This window comes from Agrobacterium tumefaciens (genome assembly GCF_013318015.2).
GTDB classification, from domain to species: domain Bacteria; phylum Pseudomonadota; class Alphaproteobacteria; order Rhizobiales; family Rhizobiaceae; genus Agrobacterium; species Agrobacterium tumefaciens.
Map to the genome: position 1 here is coordinate 12417 of NZ_CP115846.1, position 21280 is coordinate 33696.

Sequence of the window (21280 nt, forward strand, 5' to 3'; positions counted from 1 at the left end):
TTCCATCAGAGATGCTCGCTCCATGACGACCCTTCTTGGCCTCACCTATATCTCAAATGAAAAAGTGCCGCTCGCGGACCTGGACGACTATGTAACCGTCCAAGTGCCGAGTGCTGGGTTTGATCAGCACCTCGGAAATCATGCACCATGGTTTTGGTCGATCGATAGGAGAGGCGGCGGCGGCGTGGATTTCAAGCAAGGGAAATATGACTATTGGGTGCGCCGGATCGGTTCCAACCAACCAATAGGTTTTCCGGTGCTGACACCGACCTCAAAAGAGGAGGGCTGGATCTCAGTCATGGACGGCCGACATCGCATAATGGCAATTGTCGATAGCGGTAGGCAGGCCTTTGCAGCGAGACTTCCCAGATCATTGCTGGGAACGGCGCAAATGATAATTTCAGGCCTCGAAATCTTTGATCTGTAGACTACAGACGGCGCCGAGGCGCCCCCTGTTAGTCTTCTCCGTCGACGACCATCGAAGTCGGGAAGCCACCATGAGGCTTCGCAATGAACGCCAGGCGCGCTTTGCGGAGTGGCCACGTCTTGTCACGCCACCAGTAAAACTCCAGATGCGATCTGCCCTGCGCGCGGATTTCCGACTCGATATCGCGGCTCTCACGTGAGCCCGGGACAGCAAGAAAAGTTCCCGTCACGATGCAGCGGGTGCTGCTCCTGGCGGTGGGTTCCGTGTCGAAAACAGCGTCTCCGATGCAAACGCCCATAAAATCCCTGCTGCGCTGTCCCTCAGGGGTCTCAATGCTGAGATCAGCCGACTTACGATCAAAGTAGATTTTCACCCGGCTACCGATCTCAGGTGGCTGACGCGAGACGTGCGGGATATCCATTTTCTAATCCTCTAAAGACTGCATTGACAGCTGTGGGGTGGTCGCAAGCGCATCTGGGGAGTTGTCTTGCGCCGCCGGAAGGTCGAAACGCGAGTCGGTGAGATCGAGCGCACCATACCGCATCATCGATTTCTCGAGCCGATCGAATATCCACCTATAGGCCTGTGGCGTGAGCTCCATATGCGGTTTTCTCATGATGGCGCGCCGCGGATTGAGATTGCCTCCACTGCCGGCGTTCAGATTGCGTTGCGTTGGCGCAAAAGAATTCGGACCAAGTTCGGTCATCATATCGACCATGGACACTCCTGCCGAAAGCGGTCCGTTAATGAAGACGGGATCGTGGACGCGAACGTAGTGAGGCCAATTCTCCTTCCATACTCTCACCGACACGTCGGCTGGTGTGGCGTCATCCAGAATTGGTCTGTGTTCCCTGCTAATGGCGCGCCCGTAGATAATGTAGTCGCTCCGCGCCTGAACCATACGAGCCATGAACATGATGGCCCCCTCTCGAACCTGGCGTGGCCGCTTTCCACTCGGGTACGTGCATGCCCAATGCGAACCGGAGCGAATAACCTCCTCGTCGATCCCCATAGATAGCGACACGCGGTTGTCCGCTCTTCCGAAGAATTTGACGAAAGACTGCATAGGCGCATCGGTCGGAGGCTCCAGTACGAACGGCGATGTCGAATTCACCGTCTCTCCGAAGTCGGGTAGAGAAATGCTATCTCTCGTCCCGACACGGTACGGGGCGAGAATTTGCCGCCATCGCTCGATATCGGCTTGCGACAGATCGTGTCTGGTGCTGGCCCATAAGCGGTCGAAATAATTCTGGCACTGTGCGGCGATGAAGTGGTCATCAGCGGCGAAGCCGAACTCCTTATTCTGAAACATGGCGGCTTCGGTGAGATTCGCGCTTGTTACGATCGCCCGCTTGCCGCCGAAGATATACATTTTGGAATGGACGCCGACGACTCCCCGGATTTTCGCTCCGCTTCGGAGAAGGAGAGACAGCGCATCCATATCGCTTACCCCCGCATTGAAGGCGTTGAGGTCGAATCGAGTGATGACGCGAAGATCACGAGGGCAATGCGCGAAAATCAGGCGCTCTACGGTCTGCTTCTTGATGAACGGACATACGATCAGAACCGTTTCCGGTCTTTCCCGCATCCCGATATCCAGTTCGTCCGACCATCCAGAATCCACCAATTTGAAGCTCAAGTGCAATCCTTCCGGTCAATAGCGGCGGTGTGCGCGCAAAATCGCGCCTGTGGCCTTGCCTGATGCGGCCTCAATCCCGACGAGAATCTGGATACGCGGCTTCTGGAGTTCCTTCACCGCCAAGGCGAGCGGGGTGGCGTCATCCATTTGCGTCCATCGGTCCGCGAGGTTGGCCACCTTGACCAGGTCCGAAACCGTATGATCATTAAGATCGATCATCCCACCCAACCTCTTTGCGCACTCTGTGATGAAGCGGATGGCGTCTACTACTGTGAGCGCCGCGATCGGACGCCCGTCATCGTCGAGGCAGATGATTGCCTGATGCTTTTCGTCGAGCAGCTCGGCCAGCTCACTCAAACCCGTTTCCGGCCTGACTGGCACGAACCCCGGATCGAGCTTCGCGGCCAGCGTGTTGGCATTGGTGCCGTCCCGGCGAGGGCGCGTTCTGACGACGGTGCTGAGAGTGGAGTGATGCTTCATCCAGGTTGCCGTTTCGGCGCATCGTAATTCGATCAGCCGCACGATCTTGGCATGAATGTCAGTCACGTTTAGATCAAGAACCGGTTCGTGATGGGCCACGCGATTCCGGAAGACATTGATCGGCTTTACCAGGTTCTGGATTTCCTGGCGGCTTTCGCCGTGCTGTAGATGGGGGAAAGCGATATTGACGGTGGTGCGCCAGAGGCCACCATATTCCGGCCGAAAGAGGTTCGACCAAAAATCGAAGGTGAGCGTCGCGACGATCTGGTCACGTGCTGCGCCCGCGCCCGCCCTTTGTATCGCCTTGTCGAGCGTCGCCAAGCCATTCCCTGTCAGAGTTTGATCGCGGAATGTGGCGTCCTGATGCCAGTTCGCTCCGAACCTTGCGACAAGGATCCCGTCGACGGCATTTCGCAGTGTCACTTCTGCCACATTAAGCGGATAGAGGAACGCTTTGGCAACCCGGGCGTTGTAGAGATACAGCGCCATCGCATATTCTTCGTGATTGCCGCCCTTTGCAAGGTAAGTTGCGAAGCGCGGCTCGGAAATCGAGGCACGGATGGCCTGCAGTTGCGCCGGCAGGTAGGGAAAAGGAACTTGACTTTCTGCCATATTACGTAGATAACTACTCCAAAGCAGTCGAACAGGCCCCACTGGCTTGCCATGCGCCTTCGACACCGATATTTGTGCACCAGGTCAGGCCAGTCCTCACCTGGTGTTTCAATTTCTAAGATATGATTCGTGCAGCCGCTAGCAACAGAGTTGCTCGGATGTTGCCGCTGTAAGGCGAACCCCTTTCCGGAATTTGCGAATGCTCGACGTCCGCTTCTCGCATTATTGCACGGTCTGACTGCGCTTAATGGTTTGCGCCAGGGCGTCGACAACCTGCGGGAACCGTTCCGGTTCGCGTATGGCCGCCTTGATCTCATCGGCCCAGCCCGGGTTTGACATGCCCCATTTGCCCATCGCACCCCCGTCGATTCCGCGATGGCGGATAAGAAACTCGCTGATCATGGCCGGCACGCGTGCGGTAATGAATTTTGCGTTGGTTGGCTTTGCCCTTGCTATGATGACGAACGCACTCGCGAGACTTTCCAAATCATCTTCCTTGGCGAGTTCTTTCATCAATTCGAGGACGGCGCCCGAGGGCGTATTGTAAGCCTTGGAGCCATGCTCGGCGATCGCCCTCGCGATCCGTTCGGCTGCGTCGACGTTCACTTTAGGCACCTCTTCGCTAAGGCCGGCGAGCGCTTCGGCCCTGGCCCGGCGCTCGGCAGCGAGTTTCTTGACATCTTCGGCATCTACCACGGTTGGAACCCATACGGTCACCTTCTGCCATCCTTCCGCCGCGCGCAGTTCGCGCTGCCGCTTCATGCGGTCCGTGACTGTCCTGTCGCCCATATAAACTCCGTAGTACGACTACGGGGCAACATAGTGCGTAAACCTACTACGGTCAACCTCAAAATGTGTCTTTTAAGTATGATCCAGCTTCCCTCCCCATCGGCGGGCTGCTGCTGCATCATTATCTTCGCCCCGTGTAAAGCGACCGCCCAGGCCACGCGAATGATCGGCAGAGACTTAGCGCTTTAAATGATGGCCTGATCTCGCATTGTTATTTCTGCAGTCTCCAGTGTCACAACCTCGGGCCGAGCATCGGAAGGTGCATTCGGAATTCGGTTGAGCGCGGAGTGGGACCCGACGTAGAGTCAGCGGATTTTCGGGCGCTCTTCTCCAGATCCGGCTACGAAATGATGGCATCAAAACGTCGCCTGTGGCAATTCAAGGTCAGTCCTTCAACGCTTGAAGCGTGGGGTCCAGCTTTCAATTAATTCTTGCTGTTCGTCCTCTTCGTCAGGCTCCAATTCCTGCCCAATCTTGGTAGACGTCAAAATTGTGAGCACTTTCCCGTAGGCGCCAAGGCCAAGGGACTCTTCCTTGACCGTCTCGCGTGTGGGGCCTCCGAGCCACTCTCGGACATCGATCTCATCCTTGACCCGCTCTCTAGAGGCGACGCGCCTCGGATCAGCAGCAAGCGTGGCAGTTACCGTACCCATGGGCAACTCGATACCCTTGCGAAGCCAGTCAAGTTTTGGGAGAGATTTCATGGCCTCGGACATGAAGCAATAATCAATGACACCGCCGGTGCTTATGATCACGGCAGTAGCAGCATCGCCTACTTCCGCGTCCCGGATCGCTGCAGCCGTCCTTGAGGTTATACAGAGATCCGCGACGACTTCGATAGCTGCCAGGCCGGGCTCCCGGCGGTCAATCTCCTTGCGGAACGGCTGTTCCGGCATCAACAGCCCGGCCGCGAAGTGATCGGCTTCAAGCTCGTAGGGATCATTCGTGACGAATCCGCCGCGAGAAACGTGAATGCCGTTCTGAATAACCTGATCCACGTGACCCGGGAGAAAATAATGGCCAAGCTCGTGGGCAACGCTGAAACCCTTCGCTGCGGATATGGGTGGCGTAGACTATGCCGAAATCGTTTCCGTGCCGTAGCAGCATACCCGACACGCCGCCGACTGTCTCCGGCTTACCCTCCACCATGATGTCACGGCTCGCCGCTATCGCAAAAGGATCGACCGGAAGAGACAAGAGTTCCTCCTCCTTAAGCAGAGCCTCGGCGCGTTGCCTTGCCATCTTGAGGCTGAATACCTTGCTCATTCACGAGAACCTTTTTTCTCAGCCGCGCGTTTGGCGAGCATCTGTAGGAAGTCCTTCGCAATTTCACGGTCATTTCCTGTCAGTATTGCCAGGAGGGCCTTGAAGCGCGCGCAGATCACGGGGCTCCGCTCTCATCACGCTCATATATTCAGACACACGTTTGCGACGATGGCGATCCGCTCAGGCGTCAGCCTCACGGAACTGGCTCAGGTCCTTCGCCACAAGGAGCCAAATACAACGAGGATCTATGCGAAGCTCGACACCGAGGGGCTTCGATCGCTTGCCCGGCCATGGTTGGGAGCAAGCCTATGAGCACCATGCTGGCATCCCTTGAGCAATACCTGACGCTGCGTCGGTCCCTTGGCTTCAAACTGAGCAGTCAGGAGAGTCGACTACGCAAATTCGTCGCCTATGCCCAATCACGGGGCCAAGACCACATTACCGCGAAGCTCGCCGTTGAATGGGCGGAACACCAGTACGGGCCGCGGACTTGGTCATCGCGGCTGTCGACGGTCAGGTCATTCTCCCGCCATGTCGCACTGACTGATCCAAAGACAGAGGTTCCACCCTCTGGCATTTTCGTACCGCAGCGACGACCCCGACCCTTCATCTATTCCGACGAGCAGGTCGCTGATCTTCTGAGCGCCATGCCTCGCCTGCATCCGGGCAGCTTCCGAGGTGTGACCTATCATTATTTCTTCGGATTGCTCGCATCGACAGGAATGCGGTTTTCTGAGGCCGCCCGCCTCCTACGGGAGGATGCCGACATGGACACCGGAACATTGACGATCCGTGAGACCAAGTTCGGTAAGAGCCGACACATACCTTTGCATCGCAGCACCTGGGACGCACTCCGACGGTATTCTGATGAGCGAGATCGTCTGCCGACCCGCGCGCCAGCAGGTTCTTCTTCACAGGGGATCGTGGGCGGGGTCTGAACCATGCCAACCCTCATTTCTCCTTCATTCTCTGGACCCGTGAGGCCCGACTGCGGGGAGCTTCCGAGACAGAGGGGCCAAGGATTCACGATCTTCGCCATACCTTCGCGGTGCGCACACTTCTGGACTGGTACAGGAACGGCGAGAACGTCGATCGTCGAATCCCGGAACTTTCGACATATCTCGGCCATGGAAAGGTGGCCGACACATACTGGTATCTAAGCGCACATCCCGATCTTCTGGAGCAAGCCAAACTCCGTCTCGACGCGCGATGGGAGGCGGCACAATGACCAGTTCGCTTCCACGTCTTATCGAGCGCTTCTTTACACAGCGGCTAATGCGCCAACGCAATGTCAGCACGCATACCGTCGCCTCCTACCGCGACACCTTCAAGCTCTTTTTGAGGTTCGCCCACCGCAAGACGGGCAAGCAGCCATCATCCCTGATGCTTGAAGATTTCGATGCAGAGCTCGTCATAGCATTCCTGGATGACCTCACCGCAGAAAGACGATCGGGCACCGCCACCTACAATCTCAGGCTTACCGCTATTCGAGCCTTCTTTCGGTTCCTTGCATTCGAGGAGCCTACCTTTAGCCATCAGATCCAACGCGTGCTCGCCATCCCCGGCAAGATCGGCACGAGGCGCGAGGTACAGTTCCTTGTCCGGGATGAGATCAAGGCGCTCCTGGCAGCACCGGACAGGCGATTATGGATCGGTCGCCGCGACTACTGCCTCCTCCTGACGGCAATACAGACGGGCATGCGGCTCTCCGAACTGGTCGGCCCCGATCGCGGCGCTGTCACCCTGGACACTGGCGCGCATATTAGATGTTTCGGAAAAGGACGGAAGGAGCGCGTCACTCCGCTCACCAAAATTCTGAGTTCCGTGCCTAAACAATGGCTGGACGAGCCAAGATTGGGCCAGTCCGACATCCTCTTCCCGACCGTGCATGGATCTCGGATGAGTCCGGACGCGGTTCAATATCTGCTGGCGAAGCATGTGAAGCAGGCGGCACAGCAATGCCCGTCATTGCGAGCCAAGCGCATTTCACCGCACGTTCTTCGTCACAGTGCGGCGATGGAATTGCTGGATGCGGGGGTGGACAGCACTGTCATCTCACTTTGGCTTGGCCACGAATCCACACGCTCCACCCAAGCCTACCTTCATGCGCATCTGGCGATCAAGGAGGCCGCACTTGCAAAGGTTGCCTCGCTGAGCAAGCAGCCTTTCTGTCGCTTCAAAGCTAACGATAAACTCTTGTCGTTTCTTGACAACCTTTAGCAACTTGACGCCGCAGGCTATCCTGCGGCGCCAGCAGACCCGTTCTCTAAATGTTTGATGGTAGTATCCTTGCGCCGGAAATGTTCATCGGAACACTGTAAATATGTTCAATCAATAACGGCTATCGTTTGGCGACCGTCTTTGAATTCGAAGGCCAGCTCGACGTCGCGCTCAATGGAGCGGCTTCGCGATAATGGTGGAAGTCGGCCGCGTTCGAAGAAAGAAACTTCGCTGGTTTCCAGCCCGCTTGTCAGCGTCAGTTCACCCGTTCGGCGGCAAAGGAAGAACATCTTGTAAAAGTCCCGCGCATCTGGCTCATAACTGCTCTTGGCCTTGTGGCGAACGCTGTAGAGCTGACACACCGAAACGGCGATACCAGCTTCTTCCCGTACCTCCTTTACTACATTCTCGGAGGCCGAAAGCCCTACGTCTGCAAAGCCTCCCGGAAGCGTCCACAGACCGTCGGATCTCTCGCGCACAAGCAGTATTTTGCCATTTTCGATCAGAGCTGCGCGAACGTCGATTTTAGGCGTGGCATACCCTTTGGCAAAGTCAGAGACCAAGTCGCGAATGCGTTCCACCGGAACATCGGCGAGATCAGCCAACATGGCGTTCGCTATTGCTGCGATTTCCTCGTAGCGTTCACGATCAAACTCATCTTTGCAGAACGAATGCCCGGTCGAAGCTATCGCTTGGAGACGCTTCGCCTTTGCCAACCAGGGTGTTTCAGACATTGATCGCTCCTTCACCAGACGGCTCGATCGAGACAGTATTGATCATAAAAGATGGCTGCAATGGGTCGCGGCTTACCTTCAAGTGGTCTGAAATATGCCGAGCTTGCCAGGCGGCTTCACCTGAAATCTCGGGCTTTAAGGAACGGGCTCGGCATAGTCTCCGGCTCGGGATAAGCGCCCGATCTTCACATTGATACGCTGAAAATCAAAAGCCGGAACTTCCATTGATTTTCCCCATCCTGAGGCGCGGTGGCGCCCAGGGAGTTGTCAGTCCGCTCGCAGCAATTTTAAAGCAAAATAAAGCTTGAGCGCAATTTCCAGAACAAAAATCGCTGTCTGAGCCCGAGGTTAAGTTTAGATCATCAGATTATTATACAGGAGAGGCCAGCGGAAGATTGGTATCGACAAGAAGACCCAGATTTCGGGACCGAGAACTACGCAGAGCATAAAACAGAGAACCTCATGATACGCGCTTTCAAATCGTCGTCGAACTCAACCGAAATTATCAACCTCGACAGGGATGCCATCCGAGAAAACCATCGGAATGGTCGACAAACCAATATTATGTTCGACACCAATATCCTGATTGCAATCGAAAGCGCCTATAAGACCGGCCAGCGACACCAGGAACTTAAGAATGCTGGTGTTCTGGAACTCGCGAGACTCATCGAGAAGACCTCCAGGTATGGCGTATTCATCTCGCCCGCAGCGGCTTACCAAGAACTGCCCCCAGCGCGTCGAGGCGACGTTGAAGCAGCGTTCGACAGGTTTCTTGCAGACTATCTGCCAAATTTCCGTGAGGACCCAAACTCGATGAAGGTTCCGTATGCTGGTGGAAAGATGGACCCTGAGCATTTTAGCGCGCTGTCGCTGGAGCGTCAGAAGGCAATCTCGTGCTCATATGCTTCGCTGCTCGCTATGAACGTCATCCATCGATTAGAGGCGTTGAATGGCCTGGAAAAATTCGCCCTCTACATCGATTATTGCGCCGAGGTACTGGATCTCATCAGTCTCAAGGAACTGACGATCGCTCGATATGTCTTCGCCCCCGAAAATGGCTTAACTGACCAACTCAGGACGCGGAAAGTAGCTATCACAAACAACTTCGTGAAACTGAAAAAGGGTGGCGGCAAAGGCTTGACACCCGACAAAGTACTGGAGCGCATCGCTTTGAATGGAGCTAACGACCTGAAGCTGATTGCTGCTGCAGATATCGTGAACAATTCGCGCGAGCAGTTCAACTTCGGCATCATCGAGCATGATGTCTGGATCGCAAGCAGCGACGACAAGCTCTACGAGTTTTGCTGCGCCTGCCCGGGCTACATGCGTCGGGAACGTGGCGGTCCCCTGGCTAGATATGTCGAGACACATACTGACATAAAAGGAACCCGCTACTGGCGGGATTCCATCGAAATACAGCAGCGCAGACTTGAGGAGCGTTATTTCGCAGTAGATCGCGAAAGGGAAATGGACTCAATCGTGCAGTCAGCCTTTGATATCGAGGCTGACCTGCTGAACGGTAAAGCTGACGATTATTTCAGACTAAGGTCATGGCGATCTCCGCGAGTGATGCACAACTAATAAGGGTCCTCGCCCCGGGCCTCTAGACGCAAGCGTTCGAACCCATGCTTTCACTCCTGCTCCTTTAGCTGTTGAGCCAGTACGGCAATGTCCTCGCTTTTCATCACGCGTTCCAATTTCTTCCGCTGTTCTCACCAGCTCAGTCTTACCGCGCTTCCGAATTGATACCAAAACCGGCCTCTGAGGAGAGCAGATCTCGGAGAGATCCGCATTCGCTATAAGGTTTGCTCCCGCATGATCATTGTCGGTTGAACGAGGTCCATAGGAGACGTGCCATTCCGCTCTTGATGGATGGCTTCCTGGTCCGGCCCCGGATCTCCGACGATCAACCCGCTGCGGGGTCGGCTAGCATGCTGCCGCCGCTCGGCTTCGCCCTCGCGGTGATCGCGACCGGTTCCGGACACTGACGGGAGCCATCGAGCGGGAATGGCCCGCTCCAAAGATGGAGCCTTCAGATGAACACCGATCTTTCCCTTGCCCAAAACCACGCCTTTCAGCTTTCCCGCACTCTGATGGTTCCGGTCACGCTCTTCCGGTCCGGCGACGAGTTCGGCGTTCTCCCGAGCGACGAACTCGATGACGAAGACGATCTGGTGATCGTGCATGAATACGTTCCGGGCGGGTCTCATTGAGACCCTTCTCCCTCGTGCCGCTTGCGAGCGGCAGGCGGCAAGGGAAGCTGCGCCGCGGCTGCACGATCCGTCAGCGCAAGGTGCAGATCTGCAGGTTGCCAGCCGCGCCCTTGCCTTCTTTGCTCTTCGCGGCCTCCGGAGAGGACCCCGCGGGTGCGGGGAAATGGAAACAGAAGGAAGGGCGGACGCAATGCGCGTCGGGAAGAAAAATGGAAAAGAAGGAACTGGAAGACCTCAGGGATCGGGTGCAATGCGCTGCCGTGCTGGAGAAGGCTGGGTTTGCCATCGACCTGAAGGAGAGCACCCGCAGGGCGGTCAAATTCCGCGGCGGCGGGGCCATAATCATCGTGATTCACGAGGGCAGGGGCTGGTTCGATCCGCTGTCCGATGCCAAGGGTGACGTTTTCGGTCTTGTCGAGCATCTCGACCGAGTGCCCTTTGTCGAAGCCCTCGACCATGTCGCATCGCTGGTCGACTTCGTCCCGAAGGAGCCGGTCTGGGCCCACGCTGCGCGCGAGATCGAAATGCCGGCCGGAGTTTCAGAACGATGGAGGAAGCGCCGCAAGCCGTGGCCGGGTTCGATGACCTGGCGCTATCTGCGCGACGACCGTTGCGTTCCGGAAGCGACCATCCGCGCAGCGATCCGGCATGATCTCGTGCGCGAAGGTCCGCGCGGCAGTATGTGGGCCGCTCACCGTGACAGCGAGGGCGCCGTCTCCGGCTGGGAGGAACGCGGGCCGGAATGGCGCGGCTTTTCCACCGGTGGAGCGAAAGTGTTGTTCAGGTTCGGCGCGATCCATGCGCCGCGCCTTTGCGTGACGGAGGCTGCCATCGACGCCATGAGCCTTGCCGCGCTGGAGAGTAATCGGCGCGATACCCTCTATGTCAGTACCGGCGGCGGCTGGGCCCCTGCCACCGATGCGGCGATCCGTTTATTGGCGGCGCGGAAGGGTATGTTGGTAGTCGCCGCCACGGATAATAACGCGCAGGGCGATATTTACGCTGATCGGTTGGAAGCAATTGCCCGGGACGCCGACTGCAGATTTGAGCGCCACCGTCCCCACCACGAGGACTGGAACGAGGACCTTTGCGCTCAGCTGCGCGCGAATTCGAGGAGAGGCGCGATGTCGTGATTATCCGCGGCCTGCAGTGCCGCGATGTACCGTGTGCGCAGATCTCCCACGTCGCCCAGGCTTCCGCTACCCCAGCCGAAGGGCTCAGCGCCCAGTTTTTCCACGAGCAGATCGGCGGCCAGCCGCGCGTGACGTCCGTTGCCGTTCGGAAACGGATGGATGGCGACCAGGCGATGGTGGAAACGTATTGCGATCTCGTCCGGCGCGAATGTCTCATGCTCGACCCAATACCGAACGTCATCGAGCAGCACCGTGAGTTCGACCGGAATTCGGTAGGCCTGGATGCCGATATTGCGCTCTGTCGTTCGGAAGCTGCCTGCCCATTGCCAGACCTCGCCGAACATGCGTCGATGCAATGTACGCATGAAGTCTTCGGTCAGCATCCTGTCGACCGGCATGCGCCGTCGTCCACGCGCCCAGGCGGCGCCCTCGACGATGTTCTCCTGTTCCGCCTCGTTGAGATCCTGCCTGTGGGTGATCCAGCTTTGAAGCAGGCCCTCGCGCTCCTGCGGCTCGAGCGGTGTTGCGTCCTCGGGTTCCTGGAAGAGGTCGGTCATCTTTCTGACCAGAGGTCGCGCTCGGAAAGCTGGTCGCGAATGTAGGCCTGGACGCGGGCTTCAAGATCGCCATTGTCTGTTCCCTGCGCTTCGAGGCGCATTGTGTGTGCGACCCGTTGCAGTTCGCGCATTGCGATCTTGCGCGCGCGCTCATTGACGGCGGCCTCGAGCGACGTATTCGGGACCAATGCGTAGACCAGCGTGCAGTCGAGTGCCTCTGCCGCACGCCGCAACGTACTGAGCTGGATCGTTCCGGATGCCTCCGACTTCTCGATCGCTTCCACGGTCTGGGGCCGGATTCCCATCCTCGAGCCGAGCTGCGCTCCTGTCATGCCGAGCGCGTCGCGCAACGCCCGGACCCATCCTTTTGGCGGTGCCCTGAAGCCCTCTGCCGGCTGTAGCCCGCGAAGACGCTCGTCAAGCCTTCTGCGCGCTCGCTTTCTTGCGTCGTCCTTCATCGTTCAACTTTCTACCGCGGCTGATTATCAGACAACAGGCTGATTGTTGCGCACAAATTATCAGGTTACACTCTGATTATCAATGCCAAATAATCAGCCCAAAGAATGATAGAGCGAGCGATCAAACCAGACTGTAAGGTGATTTCAGCTGAATGAAATAGCAAGGAGGGGAAGGAGAAGGGAAGGCCAGTTGCCGCATGCCCGCCAGCCGCGTCAAGGGTAAAGCTTCGCCCGCTGCGCGGCCCTTGACCCGTCTGGGCGGAGAGGCGGCGCCAAGGAGGGGTCAGGAAGGGCTGAAGAGGATGGCGACATCGCGAGGATGAGCCGCGTGTCCTTCCCGATAAGGCTGAAAGGAGCCTGCCCATGACCGTCTCTTCGATACGAAAAGTCTTTGAAGGCATCGCCGACCGCCGGCAGATGTTCCGCATGTTCGACCGCCACCCGCAACGCCCGAACCGCTGGGAGAATGACGATAGCGCGCTGTATTGCGGGGAATGGTTCGAAATCGCACAGGCACAGCACGATTACATGTTCGAGATCCTGCCGCCGCTGTTCATGCGAGGCGACATGTTCGCCATGCGCGAGTTCCTCACCGGCAACATCACGAGTATTTTCTTCACCCTGAAGATCGATGACCGCATGCGGTATTTCCATGCCTATTGCGACTTGTCCGACAAGGGCTCGCCCGAGCGAATGCGCGGCGTAATCGTAGAGCGGGAAACCCGGCCCGTTCGGGCGATGACGCGCGAGGAACGCCTGGACCACATCTGGTCGAGCACCCACGATGACTATCGCGGCTATGCCGGCGAGCGCTGGCCGGAACGCGACCACGGCAAGCGGACCGTGCTGTTTTACGGCGGACCCCAAGGCACCGTCCAGAAGCTGCTCGACGACCTCACGGATGCGGAGATCGCATCGAAGCTACCGGTGCATCTGCGGTACCTCCCTGACGCGATAGCGGCTTGACGGGAGGCGGCGATGTTCACCTTTTCCGTGACGGACATCCGCGTCGTCATGATGCGCGGACGGCTCGACGCCTACCTCAACGGCGGTTTCCGCAATCCCCACTACGGTCTGTACCCCGGCCGGGATGAAAAGCCCGGTGTCTGGCTGGTCGGCGACGAGGGCGTCTACATCCTCTCCAACGGCAAGCTCGCCGCAGGGCAGCGGCCGTTCGTCGTCTATGCCGAAGAGTGCGATCCGAAGACCAATCCCGACTACTGGCACTACAAGCGCCAGCATTTCGGCGGCGATGACGGCGTCGAGTTTCTCGATGGCGCCATGCTCGTAAAACTGATCGCGGCAAGCCCCGGCTGCACGCATCTGAAGATCGCGTTCCTGCAGGACTCGATGCAGCTCTTCGTGATCGAGCGAAACTAGCGATCCATCGACAGTCGCCAACTGGCGGCAGTCAAGCCCACCCAATCCCCCTCATCCCACGCATGTCGTCAGCCGACTGGAGCCTTCCAGCGGGACGGCGACGCGCGCCTTCACCCAGGAGATTCCAGCATGTCACATGACGATCCCTTCACCATCGATCTTTTCGGCAACACCGCGCTTTCGTCCGGCCTCGGCCTTGGCGTGACGGCCTTCGCCAGCAACTTCGAACCAGACGATGATCCCGATCCTACAACTCCAGCGCCGGCTTTGCCGATCGCCGCAGTCGTGCGGCCGTCGTCCCGGCCGTGCCGTGCCCGTGGCCTGAACTTCCATCTCGTCGATGACCGTGGTCTCGCCCGCAGCTGGAAGGACCGTGCGCGCGACAATATTGCAGCGATCCGGCTCGCGGCCGAGATCGAGGCGAGCAAACGTCCTGCGACGCGCGAAGAACAGGAGACGCTGATCCGCTTCACCGGCTTCGGCGCGTCCGATCTTGCCAACGGCGTCTTCCGCCGTCCGGGCGAGCTCGAATTCCGCAAGGGCTGGGACGAGATCGGTTCCGATCTGGAGGATGCGGTCGGCGAGACCGACTATGCGTCGCTTGCCCGCTGCACCCAATATGCCCATTTCACGCCCGAGTTCATCGTCCGGGCGATCTGGTCAGGGCTTCAGCGTCTCGGATGGCGTGGCGGGCGGGTGCTGGAGCCGGGGATCGGCACAGGCCTGTTTCCGGCGATGATGCCGGAAGCGCTTCGTGATCTGTCGCACGTCACCGGCGTTGAACTCGATCCCGTCACTGCCCGCATCGTCCGGCTGTTGCAGCCGCGGGCGCGGATCGTCGCCGGAGATTTTGCGCGCACGGAATTGCCGGCGAGCTTCGACCTCGCCATCGGCAATCCGCCGTTCTCCGACCGCACCGTGCGATCAGACCGGGCCTATCGCTCGCTCGGCCTGCAACTTCACGACTATTTCGTCGCCCGGTCGGTCGACCTGCTGAAGCCGGGCGCTTTCGCCGCCTTTGTCACGAGTTCCGGCACGATGGACAAGGCAGATTCGGCAGCGCGCGAGCATATCGCGAAGACGGCGGACCTGATTGCGGCCATCCGCCTGCCCGAAGGCAGCTTCCGCGCCGACGCAGGCACGGACGTCGTCGTGGACATCCTTTTCTTCCGCAAGCGCAAGGTCGCCGAACCCGAGAGCGATCTCTCATGGCTCGACATTGAGGAGGTGCGGCCCGCGACTGCCGACGAGGGCGCCATCCGGGTGAACAGATGGTTCGCGCAGCATCCGGATTTCGTGCTCGGCACCCATGCGCTCACCACCGGTCCCTTCGGCGAGACCTATACATGCCTTTCGCGTGGCAGCGAGTATCTCGCCGCCGCCTTGTCGGCCGCCATCAACCTCCTCCCGGAAAGCCGCTATGACGGCAAACCCACCGCGGTCGATCTCGATCTTGAGGACGGGACCGATGCGGCGCCTGCCGACCTGCCGTCCGACCGGCATGTGCGCGAAGGCAGCTTCTTCTTCGACAATGCCCGCGGCCTCCTGCAGGTTATCGACGGCGAGCCCGTTGCTGTGAAGGTCCGCAAGCGCCGCAGCGCCGACGGCATCCCGGAGAAGCATGTCCGCATCATCCGGAAGCTCATTCCAGTACGCGGCGCCGTGCGGGAGGTACTGAAAGCCCAGGAGCAGGACCGGCCCTGGAAGGATTTGCAGATCAGGCTGCGCATCGCCTGGTCGAGCTTTGTGCGCGACTTCGGTCCGATCAACCACACTACGGTCTCGATCGCAGAGGACCCGGAGACAGGCGAGACACGCGAGAGCCATCGACGGCCCAATCTCCAGCCGTTCGCGGACGATCCCGATTGCTGGCTGGTCGCCTCGATTGAGGACTACGACCTCGAAAACGACACCGCGAAGCCCGGCGCGATCTTCACCGAGCGTGTCATCTCGCCGCCCGCACCGCCTGTCATCACCAGTGCGGCAGATGCACTCGCCGTGGTGCTCAACGAACGCGGGCGCGTCGATCTCGACCATATCGCGGAACTTCTGCACCGTGATCCAGACGATGTCGTCGCTGAGCTCGGCAGTGCGATCTTCCGCGATCCCGCCGATGGCTCGTGGCAGATGGCCGACGCCTATCTGTCCGGTCCGGTTCGCGACAAACTCAAGGTTGCTGAAGCCGCGGCCGCGCTCGATCCCGTCTATGAGCGTAACGTCACCGCTCTGGCGGGCGTTCAGCCGGTCGATCTTCGACCTTCCGACATCACCGCCCGTCTAGGCGCTCCATGGATACCGGCCGCCGACGTCGTCGCCTTCGTCAAGGAGATGATGGGAACCGATATCCGGATCCATCATATGCCCGAACTGGCGTCATGGACCGTCGAGGCCCGCCAGCTCGGCTATCTGGCCGCCGGAACGTCCGAATGGGGAACGGACCGCCGGCACGCCGGCGAACTGCTGTCCGACGCCCTGAACAGCCGGGTGCCGCAGATCTTCGATACGATCAAGGAAGCGGGTGGCGCCGAGCGGCGCGTGCTGAACGTCGTCGACACGGAAGCGGCCCGCGACAAGCTCCAGAAGATCAAGGACGCTTTCCAGCGCTGGATATGGTCCGATCCCGATCGCACCGACCGGCTGGCGCGCGTCTATAACGACCGCTTCAACAACATCGCGCCGCGAAAGTTCAACGGCGATCATCTCAACCTTCCAGGCGCCTCGGGCGCCTTCGTTCTTTATGGACACCAGAAACGCGGGATCTGGAGGATCATCTCATCCGGCTCGACCTATCTTGCCCATGCCGTCGGCGCCGGCAAGACCATGACGATGGCGGCAAGCATCATGGAGCAGCGGCGTCTCGGCCTGATCGCCAAGGCGATGCAGGTCGTGCCGGGGCATTGCCTTGCGCAGGCCGCACGCGAGTTTCTGGCGCTCTATCCCGCGGCTCGTATCCTCGTTGCCGACGAGACGAACTTTTCGAAGGACAAGCGCGCCCGGTTCCTGTCGCGCGCGGCGACCGCGACCTGGGATGCGATCATCATCACGCATTCCGCCTTCAGGTTCATCGGTGTCCCTGCCGCGTTTGAAAGCCAAATGATTCACGACGAGCTGGAGCTCTACGAAACCTTGCTCCTGAAGGTCGAGGATGAGGACCGTGTCTCTCGCAAGCGCCTCGAGCGCCTGAAGGAGGGCCTGCAGGAACGGCTGGAAGCACTCTCCACCCGCAAGGACGATCTCCTCACCATCGCCGAGATCGGCGTCGACCAGATCATCGTCGACGAGGCGCAGGAGTTCAGGAAGCTCAGCTTCGCGACCAATATGTCGACGTTGAAGGGCGTCGATCCGAACGGCTCGCAGCGCGCCTGGGACCTCTATGTGAAATCCCGCTTCATCGAGACGGTCAATCCCGGTCGGGCGCTTGTGCTCGCTTCGGGCACGCCGATTACAAATACGCTCGGAGAAATGTTCTCGGTCCAGCGGTTGATGGGGCATGCAGCGCTGGAGGAGCGTGGCCTGCACGAGTTCGACGCCTGGGCGTCGACCTTCGGCGACACGACCACCGAGCTGGAGCTTCAGCCATCCGGCAAGTACAAGCCGGTGTCCCGTTTCGCCAGCTTCGTCAATGTGCCCGAGCTGATCGCGATGTTCCGCAGCTTCGCGGATGTCGTGATGCCGGCGGATCTGCGCGAGTACGTGAAGGTGCCGGCGATCTCGACCGGCAGGCGCCAGATCGTCACGTCGAAGCCCACGCAGGCGTTCAAGCACTACCAGATGGTGCTGGCCGAGCGCATCAAGACGATCGAGGAGCGCGAGGGGCCGCCGCAGCCGGGCGACGACATTCTGCTTTCCGTCATCACCGATGGCCGGCATGCCGCGATCGACCTGCGCCTGGTCGATGCCGACAATGACAACGAGCCGGACAACAAGCTCAACAGTCTCGTCTCGAACGCCTTCAATATCTGGAAGGGGACTTCGGGCAACACCTATCTCCGCCATGACGGCAAGCCGTTCGAGTTGCCAGGTGCTGTGCAGATGATCTTTTCCGACCTGGGCACCATCAGCGTCGAGAAGACGAGGGGCTTTTCCGCCTATCGCTGGATCCGCGATGAGCTGATCCGCATGGGTGTCCCGGCGTCCGAGATCGCCTTCATGCAGGACTTCAAGAAGTCGGAGGCCAAGCAGCGGCTGTTCGGCGACGTCAGGGCCGGCAGGGTCCGCTTCCTGATCGGCTCGTCGGAAACGATGGGGACCGGGGTCAATGCCCAGCTCCGCCTGAGGGCGCTGCACCATCTCGACGTCCCCTGGCTTCCCTCGCAGATCGAGCAGCGCGAGGGCCGCATCGTTCGGCAGGGCAACCAGCACGACGAGGTCGATATCTTCGCCTACGCGACCGAAGGCAGCCTCGATGCCACGATGTGGCAGAACAACGAGCGCAAGGCCCGGTTCATCGCGGCCGCGCTCTCCGGTGACACCTCGATCCGGCGGCTGGACGATATAGGCGAAGGGCAGGCCAACCAGTTCGCAATGGCCAAGGCCATCGCGTCGGGCGATCAGCGGCTGATGCGGAAGGCCGGGCTCGAAGCGGACATCGCCCGGCTGGAGCGGCTCCGTGCAGCGCATATCGACGACCAGCACGCCGTTCGCCGGCAGCTTCGCGATGCCGAGCGCGACATCGAGGTATCGACACGGCGGATTGCGGAGATCGGTCAGGACATCACGCGCCTGGTTCCGACCGCTGGCGAGGCCTTCACCCTGACGGTCGCGGGGAAAGACTACTCCGAACGCAAGGACGCGGGTCGCGCCCTCATGAAGGAGATCCTGACCCTTGTCCAGCTCAGCCAAGAGGGCGAGGCCGTCATCGCCTCGATCGGCGGTTTCGAGCTCGAATTTGACGGCCAGCGTTATGGCAAGGATGGCTATCGCTACACCACCATGCTGAAGCGAACCGGCGCGGACTACGAGATCGAGCTTCCGATTACGGTGACGCCGCTCGGGGCTGTTTCACGCCTCGAGCACGCGCTCGACGATTTCGAAGGCGAGCGGGAGCGCTATCGCCAGCGTCTCGGCGACGCCCGCCGCAGGTTGGCGTCGTACCAGTCGCGCGGCGAAGGCAGTGAATTCGCATTCGCCGGGGAACTGGCCGAAAAACACCGGCAGCTTGCCGAGGTCGAGGCGGCCCTGGCGGCTGATGTCGGTGAGCGGATCGCGGCTTGAAAAGCGACACTCGTGACAACATCTGCCCACAGGGACGCTCTTTTGAAATGAGAAAATAAGGAAGGGGAAAGCTTGCTCGCAGATCGGGCAGGCCGCTGACGCTTGCGCTCAACCGCGGCACTGCGCAATCCCGGCCCATCGTCCTGCGCAGGGCTGTAAGCCCCGCTTGGCCGGCCGGGCAGGGATGCTCGGCCGCAGTTGCACCGGCCCGTCCGCTCCGCGGTCCGGGAAATGTCTTCGGAAAGAACTGAAGACGGAAAAGGGCCGGCAAGGCGCCGGCTCACCAATCCCGGAAGGAGCCAATCTCATGCAAATCCTCAAACTCGATCCCCGTGCGCTGAAGGACAATCCCGACGACACGCGTCGCTCGAAATCCTCGCCGCAGTCTGACGCGCTGTTGCTCGCGACGGTAAAAGCGGTCGGCATCATCCAGCCGCCGGTCATCTCACCGGAAATCGACGGTGGCAATGGCTACATCATCCAGGCCGGACACCGCCGCGTGAAGCAGGCCATCGCAGCGGGAATGGAGGAAATCACCGTCCTCGTCGTCGAAGCTGCCAACGACAACGGTGCAATGCGCTCGATGGTGGAAAACATCGCCCGCGAGCCGCTCAACCCCGTCGACCAATGGCGCGGCATCGAACGCCTGGTTGCGCTGGGCTGGACCGAGGAAGCGATCGGCGTGGCGCTCGCACTGCCGGTCCGCCAGATCAGGAAGCTCAGACTCCTGGCCAATGTGCTGCAGGCCATGCTCGACCATATGTCGCTCGGCGACATGCCGAACGAGCAGCAGCTGCGGACCATCGCCGCAGCATCGCTCGACGAGCAGAAGGAGGTGTGGAAGGCAAACAAGCCCAAAAAGTCCGAGCGGGCCGACTGGTACAATATTTCTCGGGCGCTCTCGAAGACCCGCATGTTCGCCAAGGATGCGAGCTTCGGGGATGATCTCGCCGCTGCCTACGGCATCGAATGGGTAGAGGATCTGTTCGCCCCGGCCGACCAGGACAGCCGCTACACCACCAACGTGGAAGCGTTTCTCGGCGCCCAGCAGGAATGGATGACGAGCAACCTTCCGAAGAAGGGGGCGATCATCGAGGTCAACAACTGGGGTCAGCCGGAACTGCCGAAGAAGGCGGAGCGCGTTTACGGCAAGCCGTCCAAGTCCGATCATGTCGGGATGTATCTCGACCGTGACGGCAAGGTGCAGTCGGTGGCGTACAGGATACCCGAGGAGAAGAAGAAAGGCAAAGGTGGCGCGGCCACTGCGGGCGGTCTGCCCGAGACTGACGACACCGTCGTCGATGCACCAAAGTCCCGGCCGGAGGTGACCCAGAAAGGCCAGGACATGATCGGTGACTTCCGCACCGATGCCCTGCATGAGGCTCTTGGACGCGCCCCGATCGAGGACGACATGCTGATGGCCCTGCTCGTGCTTGCATTCGCCGGCCTGAACGTCCGCGTCGATTCCGGCGCCAGCGATACCGTGTTCGGACCGAAGCGTTTCAAGCGCCACGCCGCCCGGCTGATCGGCGAAGACGGCCGGCTCGCCTTCGACGGGGAGACGCTGCGCGTGGCCGCGCGTTCGATGCTGATCGATGTGCTGTCGTGCCGCCGGGGTATGTCCAACAGCGGCGTGATCTCCCGGATCGCAGGCGACGCGATCGGCGCCGACAACTTCCTGCCGAACATGGGCTCGGAGGACTTTCTGCTGTGCCTGTCTCGCCAGGCGATGGAAGCGGCTGCGAAGGAAGCCAACGTCCTTCCGCGCCAGAAGGTGCGGGAGACGCGCGCGGCTCTCGTCGACCACTTCAGGCAAGAACGCTTCGTTCACACCGCCGCACTCTTCGCGCCCGATCCGCAGGACATCGTGGATCTGATCAAGAGTGGTGAGGTGCTCGATGGCGACACCAAGGGTCATGACGGTAGGGACGACAACAGCGCGGAAGAAGAAGACGTCGATGGTTCCGCTCTTGGTGAGGAAGAAGGCCTCGCCACCCCCGAAGACGAGGCCGACCTTCCAGACAGCGCCGACGACGCTCCCGAAGCCGTCGATCCTGACGAAGAGCAGGATGCTTACGGGATCGCTGCGGAGTAGCCGCGTCCCTCGTTCCCCTTCCGAATGAATGTCCGCCGCCGGTGATTTCCACCGGCGGCGGCT

Annotated in this window: 19 protein-coding genes and 1 pseudogene; 11 read left to right on the forward strand and 9 right to left on the reverse strand. The window is 59.8% G+C overall.

Features of this window, described 5'->3' with window-relative positions; genetic code table 11:
- The first annotated feature begins 22 nt into the window (after positions 1-22).
- The gene (locus G6L97_RS27240) at positions 23-427 is read left to right on the forward strand and encodes a hypothetical protein (protein ID WP_065698697.1); all 405 of its coding nucleotides are present in this window, start codon (positions 23-25) and stop codon (positions 425-427) included.
- Between the two features lie 28 nt (positions 428-455).
- Here the strand turns inward: G6L97_RS27240 and G6L97_RS27245 are convergent, their stop codons facing one another.
- The 6 genes and pseudogenes from G6L97_RS27245 to G6L97_RS27270 form a co-directional block, all read right to left on the reverse strand.
- The gene (locus G6L97_RS27245) at positions 456-848 is read right to left on the reverse strand and encodes a hypothetical protein (protein WP_174004611.1); all 393 of its coding nucleotides are present in this window, start codon (positions 846-848) and stop codon (positions 456-458) included.
- Between the two features lie 867 nt (positions 849-1715).
- Positions 1716-2015: pseudogene (locus tag G6L97_RS28290) on the reverse strand (phospholipase D family protein); the annotation flags it as partial.
- Positions 2016-2081: 66 nt separating this feature from the next.
- Complete coding sequence (locus G6L97_RS27255; RefSeq protein WP_065698699.1) at positions 2082-3224, reverse strand: Abi family protein; 1143 nt, start codon at positions 3222-3224, stop codon at positions 2082-2084.
- Positions 3225-3380: 156 nt separating this feature from the next.
- Complete coding sequence (locus G6L97_RS27260; RefSeq protein WP_174004613.1) at positions 3381-3947, reverse strand: hypothetical protein; 567 nt, start codon at positions 3945-3947, stop codon at positions 3381-3383.
- Positions 3948-4339: 392 nt separating this feature from the next.
- Positions 4340-4945: an ImmA/IrrE family metallo-endopeptidase gene (locus G6L97_RS27265; protein WP_272438537.1), complete on the reverse strand. Its 606-nt coding sequence runs from the start codon at positions 4943-4945 to the stop codon at positions 4340-4342.
- On the reverse strand, positions 4887-5213 hold the full coding sequence (locus tag G6L97_RS27270) for a hypothetical protein (RefSeq protein WP_236773724.1): 327 nt from the start codon (positions 5211-5213) through the stop codon (positions 4887-4889). The genes G6L97_RS27265 and G6L97_RS27270 overlap by 59 nt, the downstream gene beginning before the upstream one ends.
- Positions 5214-5312: 99 nt before the next feature.
- Between G6L97_RS27270 and G6L97_RS27275 the strand changes: the two genes are divergently transcribed.
- The 3 genes from G6L97_RS27275 to G6L97_RS27285 all read left to right on the forward strand — a co-directional run bounded on the left by G6L97_RS27275 (position 5313) and on the right by G6L97_RS27285 (position 7433).
- Positions 5313-5525: a tyrosine-type recombinase/integrase gene (locus G6L97_RS27275; RefSeq protein WP_236773726.1), complete on the forward strand. Its 213-nt coding sequence runs from the start codon at positions 5313-5315 to the stop codon at positions 5523-5525.
- Entirely contained in the window at positions 5522-6151 is a 630-nt protein-coding gene (locus G6L97_RS27280) for a tyrosine-type recombinase/integrase (RefSeq protein ID WP_236773728.1), read from the forward strand. The genes G6L97_RS27275 and G6L97_RS27280 overlap by 4 nt, the downstream gene beginning before the upstream one ends.
- A 286-nt stretch (positions 6152-6437) precedes the next feature.
- Positions 6438-7433 (forward strand): tyrosine-type recombinase/integrase, encoded by a 996-nt coding sequence (locus G6L97_RS27285; RefSeq protein WP_174004615.1) that lies wholly within the window; start codon positions 6438-6440, stop codon positions 7431-7433.
- 107 nt (positions 7434-7540) lie between these two features.
- On the opposite strand, the gene G6L97_RS27290 is transcribed toward G6L97_RS27285, so the two are convergent.
- A complete protein-coding gene (locus tag G6L97_RS27290) occupies positions 7541-8167 on the reverse strand; it encodes an NUDIX hydrolase (RefSeq protein ID WP_010891604.1) in 627 nt (208 codons plus the stop codon).
- Positions 8168-8629: 462 nt separating this feature from the next.
- On the opposite strand from G6L97_RS27290, the gene G6L97_RS27295 reads away from it, so the two are divergent.
- The 3 genes from G6L97_RS27295 (at position 8630) to G6L97_RS27305 (ending at position 11513) form a co-directional block, all read left to right on the forward strand.
- A complete protein-coding gene (locus G6L97_RS27295) occupies positions 8630-9748 on the forward strand; it encodes a hypothetical protein (RefSeq protein WP_174004617.1) in 1119 nt (372 codons plus the stop codon).
- 455 nt (positions 9749-10203) lie between these two features.
- Positions 10204-10380 (forward strand): hypothetical protein, encoded by a 177-nt coding sequence (locus G6L97_RS27300; RefSeq protein WP_162992505.1) that lies wholly within the window; start codon positions 10204-10206, stop codon positions 10378-10380.
- Between the two features lie 209 nt (positions 10381-10589).
- Positions 10590-11513 carry a DUF3991 and toprim domain-containing protein gene (locus tag G6L97_RS27305; RefSeq protein ID WP_236773730.1) on the forward strand — a complete coding sequence of 308 codons (924 nt, stop codon included), beginning with the start codon at positions 10590-10592 and terminating at the stop codon, positions 11511-11513.
- On the opposite strand, the gene G6L97_RS27310 is transcribed toward G6L97_RS27305, so the two are convergent.
- Positions 11474-12070: a mobile mystery protein B gene (locus G6L97_RS27310; RefSeq protein ID WP_174004619.1), complete on the reverse strand. Its 597-nt coding sequence runs from the start codon at positions 12068-12070 to the stop codon at positions 11474-11476. The genes G6L97_RS27305 and G6L97_RS27310 overlap by 40 nt on opposite strands.
- Positions 12067-12528: a mobile mystery protein A gene (locus tag G6L97_RS27315; RefSeq protein WP_174004621.1), complete on the reverse strand. Its 462-nt coding sequence runs from the start codon at positions 12526-12528 to the stop codon at positions 12067-12069. Before G6L97_RS27315 ends, G6L97_RS27310 begins: the two co-directional genes overlap by 4 nt.
- Before the next feature lie 363 nt (positions 12529-12891).
- Between G6L97_RS27315 and G6L97_RS27320 the strand changes: the two genes are divergently transcribed.
- From G6L97_RS27320 to G6L97_RS27335, 4 genes are all read left to right on the forward strand, one after another.
- Complete coding sequence (locus G6L97_RS27320; protein ID WP_174004623.1) at positions 12892-13494, forward strand: DUF1419 domain-containing protein; 603 nt, start codon at positions 12892-12894, stop codon at positions 13492-13494.
- Between the two features lie 12 nt (positions 13495-13506).
- Positions 13507-13908, forward strand: a complete 402-nt coding sequence (locus G6L97_RS27325) for a DUF3085 domain-containing protein (RefSeq protein WP_174004624.1) — start codon at positions 13507-13509, stop codon at positions 13906-13908.
- A 129-nt stretch (positions 13909-14037) separates the two neighbouring features.
- Complete coding sequence (locus G6L97_RS27330) at positions 14038-19122, forward strand: lactate dehydrogenase (RefSeq protein WP_174004626.1); 5085 nt, start codon at positions 14038-14040, stop codon at positions 19120-19122.
- Positions 19123-19429: 307 nt separating this feature from the next.
- A complete protein-coding gene (locus tag G6L97_RS27335) occupies positions 19430-21217 on the forward strand; it encodes a ParB N-terminal domain-containing protein (RefSeq protein WP_174004628.1) in 1788 nt (595 codons plus the stop codon).
- Positions 21218-21280 lie beyond the last annotated feature (63 nt).